Consider the following 12,333-nt stretch of genomic DNA (forward strand, 5'->3'; position numbering starts at 1 on the left):
CCCCGTATTGTATCGGGCTTGCCCGGGAGATGGAGTCTTTCGGGTTAATTTTTTCAGGAGTTTTTATGGGTTATGAGTGGCTGGCCCTCGCGTCGGCCAGTTTATGGGCAGTTGCAGCGCTTATTTCGGTCAAACCGGCCCGTCATCTCGGCGCATTTGCCTACAGCCGCTGGCGCATGTTTCTGGTCAGCCTGATGCTCGGCACCATGAGTCTGCTCACCGGTGGCTGGCAAACCCTCACCGCAAGCGCCCTGCCCCTGCTCGCCATCTCGGGGCTGGTCGGCATCTTCGTGGGCGATACCGCGCTGTTTGCCTGCATGAATCGGCTGGGGCCAAGACGCAGTGCCCTGCTCTTCTCCTGCCATGCGCTGTTTTCCGCCCTGCTTGGGCTCTTGCTATTTAATGAACAGCTGACAGGCTGGCGACTGCTGGGGGCCGTGCTGGTCTTTGCCGGCGTGATGCTGGCGATCCTGTTTGGCAGACGCAGTAGCAGCAACGAGTGGGAGCAGATCCGTGGCAATCTGGCGCTGGGAATTGGCCTTGGCCTGACGGCGGCACTGTGTCAGAGCGTGGGAGCCATCATCGCCAAGCCGGTGATGATGAGTGGTGAGGTGGATGCGGTGAGTGCATCGGGTATCCGGATGGGCAGTGCCCTGCTGGCCCACTGCGTCCTGCGGCTGGGGCGCTTGCCGCTGGCCATGCCGCTCAAACCGGTCAATCGCCATATCCTCGCCATGATTGCCACCAACGGTTTTCTGGCGATGGGGCTGGGGATGACGCTGATCCTGATGGCGCTGCGGCAGGGCGAGGTGGGCATGGTGGCCATTCTCTCCTCCACCACGCCGGTACTGCTGCTGCCGCTGTTGTGGTGGCACTCGGGGGAGCGGCCATCCGTTGCCGCCTGGGCGGGTGCACTGATTGCCACCCTGGGCACGGCGCTGGTGCTGGGTTTCAGCACTCACTGACACCCGGCACCATCCCTGATCAGAACAGGGCAATCTCCTCAGCGGTCAGCTCGCGGTATTCACCGGGGGCCAGATCTTCATCCAGCGTCAGGCCACCCACCCGCTCGCGATGCAAGCCAACGACCTTGTTGCCGATGGAGGCAAACATCCGCTTGACCTGGTGGTACTTGCCTTCGTGGATGGTCAGGCGGGCCTCGCACTCGCCGAGAATTTCCAGCTGGGCAGGACGGGTTTTATCGATCTCGTTACGCAGGTAGACCCCTTCTGCGAACAGCGCGATTGCATCCGGGCTCACCGGATCGGCCAGCCAGACGTGATAGGTCTTGGCACACTCGTGGCGCGGCGAGGTGATGCGGTGGGACCATTGACCGTCGTCGGTCACCAGCACCAGACCCGTGGTATCGAGGTCGAGGCGACCCACTACGTGCAGCTTGCCCATCGCCGGTTCATCCATCAGGAAGAAGACGGTCGGGTGATCCGGATCCTCGTTGGAGCAGACGTAACCTTCCGGCTTGTGCAGCATGAAATAGCGGTTGCGCTGCTCCAGCGTCAGCAGCACGCCGTCAAACTCGATCTGACTCTGCTCATTGATATGAAAGGCGGGCTGCTTGACCACAATGCCATCCACCATGACCTCGCCCTGACGGATCAGTTTGCCTGCCAGCGAGCGGGTCAAATCGGAACAATCGCACAGAAATTTATCAAGCCGCATTCACAACCTCGGAGTCCAACAAGTAAAGGGGCGTCATTATATCGGGCGGGGGCGACAACGCCACTGTTAAGGGGTTGCCAATTATGACGAACTGGTCATCCGATGTTACACTTCTCCGGTGTGACCCATCCGAACGATACTCATAATAATAAGAGTCAGGAAGCCCTCATGAAGTCTCAAGCATCCTATCCCGTCATTCCCGTCAACCAGCTGAAACCCGGCATGTATGTGATTGCTATCGCCAGCCAGACAGGTGGGATGGAGATCGCCCAGATGGGCTTGGTGACCAGCGTGGCGCAAATTGCCAATCTGGTACGTCAGGGGGTGCTCACGGTACGCATCGATCTGGCCCGCAGCAAGCTGGGCAGTGCCGAGAGTGGCGCCGTTACCTCCCCCGACCTCAATGCCAACAGCGCCCAGGTAGGGCGCCGTGCCAGTGCCAACGGCGAAGGACGGGAGCTTAAAATTCGCCGCCTCTATCAGGAAGCGCGCGAGCTGCAAGGCAAGTTCATTCGCCATCTCAAAGCGGGTGAACCCATCGACATCACCCCGCTGGCCGAAGTCGCCGAAGAGATGGTGGACACCATGTTTACCCACGGCGATGCCATGCTCTGTCTGGCCCGTATTCGCGCCAAGGATGCCTACCTGATGGAGCACTCCATGAACGTGGCCATTCTGCTGGCCAACTTCGGTCGCTATCTGGGACTGGAGCGCAGCGTGCTCAAGGAGCTGACCCTGGGTGGCCTGCTGCACGACGTGGGCAAGATCATGACCCCGGACGAGGTGCTCCACAAACCGGGCAAGCTGACCGATGAGGAGTTCGCCATCATGCGTCAGCATGTGGTGCACAGTTACGAGATCCTCAGCAATACCCCTGGCATTACCCCCACCATGCTGGAGGTGGCCGCCAACCACCACGAGCGGCTCGATGGCTCCGGCTACCCGCAGCGACTCAAGGGGGAGCAGCTCTCCCTCTATACCCGGATGAGCGGCATCGTCGATGTCTATGATGCCATCACCGCGGATCGGGTCTACAAAGCAGGTATGCAGCCGACCCAGGCCTTCCGCATTCTGCTCAAGGGGATCAATCAGCACTTTGATGCCGAACTGGTTACCAAGTTCATCAAGTGCATGGGGGTCTATCCGGTGGGCACTCTGGTACAGCTCTCAAACCAGCGCCTGGCTATCGTGATGCAGCGCAACGAGCAACAGCCGCTCAAGCCGGTGGTCAAGGTGATCTATCACGCCACCCAGCGTCACTACCTCGAGGTACAGTGGCTGGATCTGGCCAAGTCAGGGGTGCAGGAGAGCATCGAAAACACGGTCGACCCCAAAGAGTTTGGCATCAACCTCGCCAACTTCTTCTAAATCTCTCACCTCAGATATTCATGATTGGCGCTGGCTGTCGAGCCAGTGCTGGATCAGAAACTCCTCATCCAGCGGCGAGAGATCAAAACGCAGGCTGGCCTCTTCAATGGCGGCGAGATCGTGCTGGTGATGCTCGCTGAGCCAAAGCACCGCACGACGCAAATCTTCACCATGGGGGAGCAGCAGATGGTCGCTCATGGGATACCTCCGGTAGACTGCAAGGCGGCCAGCGAATATAGCCACCTCTTTCCAGTCTAGTCGGTCAATCCCCATCACCCGCGCTTCTTCACCCTCCCCCCTCAATCACTGCAATCAGCTTGTCACCGGGATCAGCGACCGAAAGCGCGCAGCCAATCCTGATCGAACTTCACCAGCGCCGCATCCACCGCCGGCACGTTCAGCAGCTGCTCCGCCACATCGAGCGGCAAGGTGATGGATTGGCAACCGGCCAGCAGGCAGTCGAGCGCCTGACGGGGAGTGCGGAATGATGCCGCCAGCACCTTGCTGTTCGGGACGTGCAGCGCAAGCAGCTGTTGCAGCTCCTGCACGGTGGCAATGCCATCGCCGCCCTGGGCATCCAGCCGGTTAACGTAGGGCGCGACATATTCCGCCCCCGCCACCGCCGCCAACCAGCCCTGCAGCGGGGTATAGACAGCGGTGCCCAAAGTCGGCACACCGTTGGCTGTCAGGCTCTTGATGGCAGCCAGCCCCTCTGCGCATACCGGGATCTTGATCACCAGATCCGGGTCCAGCTCACGCAGAGTGAACGCCTCGCGCACCATCTCGGTTTCGGTTTTGGCCATCACCTGGGCAAACAGGCGCGCCTTGGGGCCCAGCACGTCGCGCAGGGCGGGCAGCAGCTCACAGAGCGGCAATCCCCCGGCGGCGGTAATGGAAGGATTGGTGGTGACACCGGCCAACGGCAGGATCCGTGACCAGCGACGCACTGCCGCCACATCGGCGGTATCGAGATACAGCTCCATCTCTAACTCCTTAACGGGATGTTCAATATGTCGCCATTCTAGCGATAAAACATCTGCAAATAGCTTGATCGAAATCAAATCAACTTTCGAATGAAAGCAAATAGAATGCAAATACAAAAGGAGGCGGTATGATTTTCGACCTGCAACGATATTCAACTCACGATGGCCCCGGCATTCGCACCCTGGTGTTTCTCAAGGGGTGCTCGCTGGCCTGTCGCTGGTGTCAAAACCCGGAAAGCCGCTCTCCCAAGCCGGACATACTACTCGACCGGCGCCAGTGCATCGAGGGATGCCAGCTATGCAGCCAGGCCTGTCCGGCAATCTTGCGTGACAGCGAGGGCATCCAGCTCAGCCGTTCTGCCCTCAAGGCCGGCGATATGGAACGGCTGCGCGGCCTCTGCCCAAGCGAAGCGCTGCAGGTGTGCGGCCGCGATGAAACCCTGGACACCCTGATGGACACCATCTTGCGGGATCGCCCCTTCTTCGAGCGCAGCGGCGGTGGAGTCACCCTCTCCGGTGGCGAGCCGTTTATGCAGCCCGAATTTGCTGCCAACCTGCTGGCCCGCTGCAATGCCGAAGGGCTGCACACAGCGGTTGAGAGCTGCCTCCATGTGCCCTGGCACCAGATTGAGCCAAGCCTCCCCTCACTGGATCTGGTGCTGGCGGATCTCAAACACGTGGATAAAGAACGTTTCTTCCACTGGACCCGCGGCAAGGTGGAGCTGCCCATCGCGAACCTCAAACGCCTCGCCGAGCACGGCGTGCCGATGCAGATCCGGGTGCCGCTCATTCCCGGCTTCAATGCCGACCGCGCATCGCTCGAAGCCATCACCGACACCGCCGCCAGCCTCGGCACGGTGCAGGAGATCCACTTCCTCCCCTACCACACCCTGGGGATGGGCAAATATGCCCTGCTGGATCTGCCCTATCAGGCACCGGAGACACCGCTCGACGACCCCGATTTACTCCACTTTGCCCATGCATACGCCCAACGTCAGGGGCTGACCCCTGTGACCAGAGGATAAGATCATGACCCAGCTCGACCTCAATACCCTCAGCCCGCGGATCCGCGCCCACAAAGAGAGCCTGATCCACATCGTTCAGCCACCGGTCTGCACCGAGCGTGCCCGCCACTACACCGAGGCCTATCAGGCTCATCTCGCCCGGCCGCTGCCGGTGCGCCGCGCTCTTGCGCTGGCTCATCACCTCAAGGAGCGCACCATCTGGATCAAGCACGACGAGCTTATTGTCGGCAATCAAGCCAGTCAGGTGCGGGCGGCGCCACTGTTTCCCGAATACACGGTGAGCTGGATTGAGAAGGAGATCGACGAGCTGGCAGACCGTCCCGGCGCCGGTTTTGCGGTCAGCGAAACCGACAAGGAGATCATCCACGCCCTCACCCCCTTCTGGCGCGGCCAGACGGTGCAGGATCGCTGCTTCGGCCTCTTTACCGACGAGCAGAAAGCGCTGCTGGAGAGCGGCATCATCAAGGCCGAGGGCAACATGACCTCGGGGGATGCTCACCTCGCGGTCAACTATGAGGAGCTGCTCACGCTGGGTCTCGATGGCTTCAAGGCCAAGGTGGCCGAGCGCCGCAGTCGGCTGGATTTGGCGGATTGGGCCGATCTGCAGCGCGAGCAGTTCCTGCACGCCGTCGCCATCACTCTGGATGCGGTCAGCGCTCACATCTCGCGCTACGCCGCACTTGCCCATGATATGGCAGCACAAGAATCTCGCCCCGAGCGCCGAAGCGAGCTTGAGACCATATCGCTCAACTGTGCCCACATCGCCCACCAGCCCCCCGAGACCTTCTGGCAGGCACTGCAGCTCTGCTACTTTATCCAGCTCATCCTGCAGATCGAATCCAACGGTCACTCGGTGTCGTTTGGCCGGATGGATCAGTACCTCTACCCCTGGTATCGCCGCGAGGTGGAATTGTCGGAATCCCTGCCTCGGACGCGCGCCATCGAACTGCTGCAAGGGTGCTGGCTCAAGTTGCTGGAGGTGAACAAGATCCGCTCCGGCACCCACTCCAAGGCCTCCGCCGGCAGCCCGCTCTATCAGAACGTCACCATCGGCGGCCAGAACTGGCAGGATGGCAGTGCTCATGACGCAGTCAACGGCCTCTCCTACGCGATTCTGGAGTCCTGCGGCCAGCTGCGATCCACCCAACCCAACCTCTCGGTGCGCTACCATGCCGGGATGAGCGAGGATTTCCTCGATGCCTGCATTCAGGTGATCCGCTGCGGCTTTGGCATGCCCGCCTTCAACAACGACGAGGTGGTGATCCCCGAGTTCATCAAGCTCGGGGTAAGCGTGGAGGATGCCCACCACTACGCCGCCATCGGCTGCATCGAGACCGCTGTGCCCGGCAAGTGGGGCTACCGCTGCACCGGCATGAGCTTTATCAACTTCGCCCGCATCCTGCTGGCCTCCCTCGATGGTGGCCGCGATGCCACCACCGGCAAGGTATTCCTGCCTCAGCCCCAGTCGCTGCGAGACGGGAGTTTTGGCAACTTTGACGAGGTGATGGCCCGCTGGGATGAGCAGGTGCGCTACTTCACCCGCAAATCCATCGAGATCGACTGCGTGGTCGACAGCGTGCTGGAGGCCCAAGCCCACGACATTCTCTGCAGCACTTTGGTGGATGACTGCATCGAACGCGGCAAGACAATCAAGGAGGGAGGCGCCGTCTATGACTGGGTCTCCGGTCTGCAGGTGGGAATTGCCAACCTCGGTAACAGCCTGGCTGCCCTGAAGAAACTGGTGTTCGAGCAGGGGATTGTGGATCAGCAAGAGCTGGCCGAAGCACTCGAGCAAGATTTTGCCGGACTAGCGGGGGAGCAGCTGCGCCAGCGCCTCACCAACGCCGCCCCCAAATATGGCAACGATCTGGACGAGGTTGACCTGCTGCTGGTACAGGCCTACCAGAGCTACATCGACGAGCTCAAGGGGTTGCACAACACCCGCTTCGGCCGTGGCCCCATCGGCGGCACCTACTATGCCGGCACCTCCTCCATCTCGGCCAATGTGCCCTTCGGTGCCGCCACCATGGCTACCCCGGATGGCCGCCACGCCCGCACGCCGCTGGCGGAAGGAGCCAGCCCCTCGTCGGGTTCGGATCGTCTCGGTCCGACAGCGGTATTCAACTCCATCGGCAAGCTGCCCACGGCGGCCATTCTCGGCGGGGTGCTGCTCAACCAGAAGCTGAGTCCGGCCAGCCTTGAGAACGAGCGGGACAAGGCCAAGCTGATGAGCCTGCTGCGCACCTTCTTCGAGGTGCACAAGGGGTGGCACGTGCAGTACAACATCGTCTCGCGGGAGACCCTGCTGGCAGCCAAGGCCAATCCGGATCAATACCGGGATCTGGTGGTACGGGTGGCGGGCTATTCGGCCTTTTTCACCGCCTTATCCCCGGATGCGCAAGATGATATCATCGCCCGCACCGAGCACAGTCTCTGACGGGGCGCCCCCATGGCGCCAGTGACGTCATATGATTGGCAAGCCACCCCACGGGTGGCTTGCCGCTATCCACCACCTTGCATGTGAGCGCACCATGAATCCACGCCACCAACTGATCCTCACTCTGGTCCATCAGGCTCGCAAGATGAGCGTGAGTGAACTCTCCAGACACACCGGCGTGTCTGAGGTGACGGTGCGCAACGACCTCACCGCGCTGGAGAAACAGGGACTGCTCAGACGGGTACACGGCTCGGCCATGGCGCTGGAGACCGATGACCCGGATGCCCGGATGAACATCAATTACCTGCTCAAGGAGCGCCTCGCCGAGCGGGCCGCCCAGCTGGTGGAAGATGGCGAGACGGTCTTTATCGAGGGGGGCAGCGCCAACGCCATGCTGGCGCGACATCTGGCCCTGCACAAACGGGTCACCATCATCACCATCAGCAGCTATATCGCCCATCTGCTCAAAGACACCCCGGCTCAGGTGGTGCTGCTCGGCGGGCTGTTCCAGCATCAGAGCGAGAGCGTGGTGGGGCCGCTCACGCGCCTCTGCATCGAGCAGGTGCACTTCTCCAAGGCCTTTATCGGGGTCGACGGTTTTCATCCCGAGATGGGTTTCACCGGCCGCGACATGATGCGGGCCGACGTGGTCAACAGCGTGCTGGCCAAGGGGATGACCAATGTGGTGATCACCGACAGCAGCAAATTTGGCGCCATCCACCCGAGCCAGCTTGGCGCGCCGGGCCAGATCAACGTGCTGGTTACCGACGATGCCCTGCCCGCCCCCATGCGGGCCGCCATCGCGGCCAAGGGGATCACCCTGCACTGCGTTGCGGCCTAGGCCACCCGCTAATTCACGCTATTTCATTGACCTGACAGGATAAAATTTTCATGATGAGCCAGTCCCCATCGGGACTGACATCACCAGTGCGTGATCTGCAGGAAGCAGACTTCAGGAGAGCAAGGACATGCCATCGACCATCACCGCCGGGGAGCGCCGACTCTCCCCTATCATTCGCGCCACCGCCATCACCCTGGCCCTGTGCTGGAGCCCGTTTGGCTGGAGTGCCACGCTGCCTGCCGACTTGAAGTGGGAGAGCAACAACAAGGATCCTCTCTATGCCGATCCGGCCGCCAAACGCGGCGGCACCTTTCGCACCTTTATGACCAGCTTCCCCCTGACCCTGCGCAAATATGGCCCCGACTCCAACGGCGGCTTTGCCGGTTACGTGCGGGAAACCAACCTGCCACTGCTGAGCACTCATCCCGTTACCGGCAACCCCATGCCGATGCTGGCAAACGAGTGGGCTTTCGGCGCCGACAACAAGACCCTCTATTTTCGCATCAATCCCAAGGCGCGCTGGTCAGACGGCCAGCCGGTCACCGCCGATGACTGGCTCTTTACCCTCAAGATGATGCGCAGCAAGGAGATCAACGACCCCTGGTACAACAACTACTACAGCACCCAGATAGCAGACATCACCAAGTTTGACGATCACACCCTGGCCATCACCAGCGGCACCGAAAAGAGCCGCCAGGACCTGCTCGAATCACTGCCCATCAGCCCGGAGCCGAGCCACGCCATCAAGCTCACCGCCAACTGGGTCAAGGAGTACAACTGGAAGGTGTTGCCAGTCACCGGCCCCTATCAGATCGATCAGGTGAAAAAGGGTAAATCGGTCACCTTCAAGCGGATTGAAAACTGGTGGGGGGATGACGAGCGCTACTTCCAGCATCGCTTCAATCCTGCGCGGATCGAGATCAAGGTGCTCAGGGATCTTAACATCGCTTGGCAGCACTTCCTGCGCGGCGATCTCGACACCTTCCCGCTGGTGATGCCCAACTGGTGGCACGACAAGACCAAAACCGCAGAGTTCGAGAAGGGTTATATCGCGCGTACCTGGTTCTACAACCAGACCCCGCAATCGCCAATGGGGCTCTATCTCAACACCGCCGATCCGCTGCTGAATAATCTAGATGTGCGGCTCGGGATCCAGCATGCCCTCAACCTCAACAAGATGCTCACCACCCTGCTGCGGGGGGATTACCAGCGACTCAACAGTTATGGCTCAGGTCAGGGTGAATTTACCAACAGCGAGATCAAGGCCCGTCCGTTCGATCCCAAACTGGCACGGGAATACTTTGCCAAGGCAGGCTTTAACAAAGTGGGGCCACAGGGGATTTTGCAAAACGACAAGGGGCAGTCACTGACCCTCGCCATCACCTACACCACCGCAGAGCATGCCCAGCGGCTCACGCTGTTGCGGGAAGAGGCCAAGAAGGCGGGGCTTAATCTGGAGCTCAACCTGATGGATGCCTCGGCCGGTTTCAAATCGATGCTGGAGAAAAAGCACCAGAGCGCCTGGATGGCCTGGGCGGGCAGCCGCTATCCCGCCTATTGGGAGTTCTTCCACAAGGTCAACGCCAACAAGCCCCAGACCAACAACATCATGAACATCGATGACGACGCCATCACAGCGCTGGTGGAGCAGTATGACAAGGAGTTCGACTTTGCCAAAAAGGCGGCCCTGTCACGGCAGATCCAGCAGCGGCTCTATGAGCTGGCGAGCTTCGTCCCTGCCTATCAGGTACCCTACACCCGGGAAGGGGCATGGCGCTGGATCAAACTGCCAAAAGTACCTGCAACGCCCAAGAGCGAGCAGCTCTACTGGCCCCTCGGTGGCGACAACAGCGGTTACAGCTATGGCGGTCTGCTATGGATTGATGAAGAGCTAAAATCCGAGACCAGGGCAGCCATCAAGAGCGGCAAGACTTTCCCGGCCGAGCCCATCATCGACACCACCTATCGCCAGCCCTGATAGCGACAACTCATTTGGCAAACAGACCTAAAACAAAGACCCCGCCAGATAGCAGGGTCTTTGTTGGCAACCGGTGTTGCGAATCGAGCGGTTATCAGCCGCGTTTGGCCTGCTTCTCGGCAATGGCGTCAGCCACGTCAGCCGGCTCCAGCACGATGCCTTCCTGATCCGGGGTCGGGAACACGGCAACACACAGCTCGTCCTGCTCCATACCGTCAACCCAGCGCTCCAGCCATACCTTCAGGGTGATGGACTGCGGCTTGCAATCGGCCCACTCGCCTTCGGCCCACGCCTTGGCGTACTCCGGGTGCGGCCATACCGGGATGCAATCTTCATCGTCGGTGGTCAGCATCATGACGCCATGCTCGTCAGTCAGGACGAACAGCTCTTCATGCTCGACCAGCTTGCTGATGAAGTGATCGTAACGGTAATCAGCGTTCAGTTGCAGCGCGGCATTGCGCTCGGTGTCGCTCAGTTCATAGCTCATTGGCCAAGTCTCTCTCTCGATAAAGGGCGCCATGTTCACATCTTGTCGTCAGCTTGTCCAGCTTGCAGCCCCTTGGCACCGGATGGGGAGGACAATGACGCAAATAAGGATAGAGCAGCCTCCTCGATAGCGAGACCACCAGCCATCATATTGCCCCTTTTACAGCGCAGGGGTGATCAGCTCCACATCAGGCTGCTCGCTCAGCTTTTGCCGCAGCCAGTAGGCGGACTCCACCTCGACAAAGCAGAGCAGATCCCGGCCATTGGCCGCCATCGCCATCAGCTGTTCAAAGCGAAGCTGTTGTTGCTGCTCCCAGGCGGCAGCGAGTTTGGCACCGTGGGCCTCATCCACCACTTCGCGACGCAGCTCGAACAGGTTATCGGTGATCGGGCTGTTGATCTTGGCGGCGCAGTGCCAGTACATCAGCAGGTTATCCATCATCTCGCTGTCGTAGTTGGCCAGTGCATCCAGCTCGGGTGTATCACCGCTGTCGCTGGCGGCAAAATCACACCAGCCCGCATCGAGTGACGCCAGCTCATGAGCCTCCTTGGCATGCTTGCGTAACAGCGCAATGTCGGCCCCCTTGCGTGCAGGTAACCACACCTCGCCCTGATGGGCATCCAGCAGGGAGGTCAACGAAGCAGCGGGGTAAACCGGAAAGCGGGTACAAAGTGAATGCAGCAGGGATACCAGAGTGATCTTGACCATGAGCGATACCTTGAACAGGGCGAACAGCCACCAATAGACCGTCCGATATAAAGAAGTGCCCTATCCTACCACGTTTGGTCCGGCTCGGCCCTTGGCGAAGCTGTCAGCCAACCATCTGATTACGCCGAAAAAAACAGCATTTGAGACGCAGCATCCAGCCAAAGATCAATAATTTGAGCCAGCGCCCACTAAAGTGGATCCGGGGATGCTAGTTTGCATACATCTTTAGCGTAAGGAGTAAATCCATGATTGGGATCGACCAGGTTTCTAACGAATTCGTGAACGATTTGAAAATACTGGCATGCTTTGATCCGGCCAACATGAGCCTGGGGATTAAATTACGCAGCGATATGTCTGAAGAGTTGTGCCAGGCGGCAGCACGTCTGCATCAACAGGGGCTCATCAGCGCAGAAGATGGCGGCTATCTCACCCCGTTTGGCATGACCATGGTTGAACACCTGCAACATCTGCTGGTCGCACTCAAACCGCTTTGACCGGCTGTGGTGCCCAGAGTGAAAAGTTGAGTAGCTCCCAGCGCTCCCCTTGGTGAAGATGACAGGCAAACAGCAAAGGACCTTCGGGTCCTTTTACTTTGCCATCCACCAGCCACTCCCCCTCCCTTTCAGGTACCAGTCGCGCATTTACCTCATCGGGTTGCAGCGCCGCGCCCACCCGGACCTGGACAAATTGCTGGCAGATCACCTGCGCTTCCATCGCGGATTGAACCGGTACCGGCGCATCGGACGTCGGAGTCAAGGTGGCAGCAAGCAGGAGCGATAGCAGCATGATTCAGCACATGGGAGTCAGTAGCAGAAGCCAGATAAACAAA

Annotated in this window: 13 protein-coding genes; 7 read left to right on the forward strand and 6 right to left on the reverse strand. The window is 60.0% G+C overall.

Going from position 1 to position 12,333, the window contains the following annotated elements:
- The first annotated feature begins 65 nt into the window (after positions 1–65).
- Positions 66–965, forward strand: coding sequence for a DMT family transporter (locus AB5Y76_RS05685; protein WP_263717648.1), 900 nt, complete (start codon positions 66–68; stop codon positions 963–965).
- A 19-nt stretch (positions 966–984) separates the two neighbouring features.
- Here AB5Y76_RS05685 and rsuA read toward each other — a convergent pair whose 3' ends face one another.
- Complete coding sequence (rsuA, locus tag AB5Y76_RS05690) at positions 985–1,677, reverse strand: 16S rRNA pseudouridine(516) synthase RsuA (protein WP_201903677.1); 693 nt, start codon at positions 1,675–1,677, stop codon at positions 985–987.
- A gap of 168 nt (positions 1,678–1,845) precedes the next feature.
- Here rsuA and AB5Y76_RS05695 point away from each other — a divergent pair, with 168 nt between their 5' ends.
- Positions 1,846–3,045 carry an HD-GYP domain-containing protein gene (locus AB5Y76_RS05695; RefSeq protein ID WP_263717647.1) on the forward strand — a complete coding sequence of 400 codons (1,200 nt, stop codon included), beginning with the start codon at positions 1,846–1,848 and terminating at the stop codon, positions 3,043–3,045.
- An 18-nt stretch (positions 3,046–3,063) separates the two neighbouring features.
- Here AB5Y76_RS05695 and AB5Y76_RS05700 read toward each other — a convergent pair whose 3' ends face one another.
- Positions 3,064–3,243 (reverse strand): hypothetical protein, encoded by a 180-nt coding sequence (locus AB5Y76_RS05700; protein ID WP_120415231.1) that lies wholly within the window; start codon positions 3,241–3,243, stop codon positions 3,064–3,066.
- A 131-nt stretch (positions 3,244–3,374) separates the two neighbouring features.
- A complete protein-coding gene (fsa, locus tag AB5Y76_RS05705) occupies positions 3,375–4,028 on the reverse strand; it encodes a fructose-6-phosphate aldolase (RefSeq protein WP_263717646.1) in 654 nt (217 codons plus the stop codon).
- Between the two features lie 128 nt (positions 4,029–4,156).
- On the opposite strand from fsa, the gene AB5Y76_RS05710 reads away from it, so the two are divergent.
- The 4 genes from AB5Y76_RS05710 to AB5Y76_RS05725 all read left to right on the forward strand — a co-directional run bounded on the left by AB5Y76_RS05710 (position 4,157) and on the right by AB5Y76_RS05725 (position 10,309).
- Positions 4,157–5,053, forward strand: a complete 897-nt coding sequence (locus AB5Y76_RS05710) for a glycyl-radical enzyme activating protein (RefSeq protein ID WP_263717645.1) — start codon at positions 4,157–4,159, stop codon at positions 5,051–5,053.
- Between the two features lie 4 nt (positions 5,054–5,057).
- Positions 5,058–7,490 carry a formate C-acetyltransferase/glycerol dehydratase family glycyl radical enzyme gene (locus tag AB5Y76_RS05715; RefSeq protein WP_263717644.1) on the forward strand — a complete coding sequence of 811 codons (2,433 nt, stop codon included), beginning with the start codon at positions 5,058–5,060 and terminating at the stop codon, positions 7,488–7,490.
- Between the two features lie 94 nt (positions 7,491–7,584).
- Entirely contained in the window at positions 7,585–8,331 is a 747-nt protein-coding gene (locus AB5Y76_RS05720) for a DNA-binding transcriptional regulator YciT (RefSeq protein WP_005350628.1), read from the forward strand.
- Between the two features lie 127 nt (positions 8,332–8,458).
- Positions 8,459–10,309 (forward strand): extracellular solute-binding protein, encoded by a 1,851-nt coding sequence (locus AB5Y76_RS05725; protein WP_263717643.1) that lies wholly within the window; start codon positions 8,459–8,461, stop codon positions 10,307–10,309.
- 94 nt (positions 10,310–10,403) lie between these two features.
- On the opposite strand, the gene AB5Y76_RS05730 is transcribed toward AB5Y76_RS05725, so the two are convergent.
- The gene (locus AB5Y76_RS05730; protein WP_005334204.1) at positions 10,404–10,796 is read right to left on the reverse strand and encodes a DUF2750 domain-containing protein; all 393 of its coding nucleotides are present in this window, start codon (positions 10,794–10,796) and stop codon (positions 10,404–10,406) included.
- Positions 10,797–10,955: 159 nt separating this feature from the next.
- On the reverse strand, positions 10,956–11,504 hold the full coding sequence (locus tag AB5Y76_RS05735) for a hypothetical protein (RefSeq protein ID WP_167570109.1): 549 nt from the start codon (positions 11,502–11,504) through the stop codon (positions 10,956–10,958).
- A gap of 245 nt (positions 11,505–11,749) precedes the next feature.
- Between AB5Y76_RS05735 and AB5Y76_RS05740 the strand changes: the two genes are divergently transcribed.
- Positions 11,750–11,998 carry a TIGR02647 family protein gene (locus AB5Y76_RS05740; protein WP_005334209.1) on the forward strand — a complete coding sequence of 83 codons (249 nt, stop codon included), beginning with the start codon at positions 11,750–11,752 and terminating at the stop codon, positions 11,996–11,998.
- On the opposite strand, the gene AB5Y76_RS05745 is transcribed toward AB5Y76_RS05740, so the two are convergent.
- Positions 11,985–12,290: a hypothetical protein gene (locus AB5Y76_RS05745; protein ID WP_005359485.1), complete on the reverse strand. Its 306-nt coding sequence runs from the start codon at positions 12,288–12,290 to the stop codon at positions 11,985–11,987. The genes AB5Y76_RS05740 and AB5Y76_RS05745 overlap by 14 nt on opposite strands.
- Positions 12,291–12,333: the final 43 nt, after the last annotated feature.

The sequence above is a fragment of the Aeromonas sp. R1-2 genome (assembly GCF_040908505.1).
In the GTDB taxonomy this organism is placed as follows: domain Bacteria; phylum Pseudomonadota; class Gammaproteobacteria; order Enterobacterales; family Aeromonadaceae; genus Aeromonas; species Aeromonas veronii.